We start from the raw sequence: 227 nt of genomic DNA, 5'->3' as shown, positions 1-227 counted from the left end.
ACCAGTGCCAAACAACTTACCAGCTATGTAGGCTATGATGTGGTCTTACGCGAGTCGGGAACCATGAAAGGCAAATCGAAGATCAGCAAGAAAGGGAACCGCCATATACGGGCAGTACTCCACATGCCCTCTATGACGGCAGTACGGTGCAACCCAACCTTAAAACCCTTTTACATGCGCCTTAAATCCACTAAATCCAAGCCTATAATTGGCCTGGTTGCCACCCA

Annotated in this window: 1 protein-coding gene; it reads left to right on the top strand. The window is 48.9% G+C overall.

Features of this window, described 5'->3' with window-relative positions:
- Nucleotides 1-227 (top strand): transposase (locus IS446_RS00080; protein ID WP_203057133.1); only part of this gene is annotated, 227 nt, incomplete at both ends.

It is taken from the genome of Robertkochia sediminum, assembly GCF_016786255.1.
GTDB lineage: Bacteria > Bacteroidota > Bacteroidia > Flavobacteriales > Flavobacteriaceae > Robertkochia > Robertkochia sediminum.
This window is presented reverse-complemented; position numbering and strand designations above follow the sequence as displayed.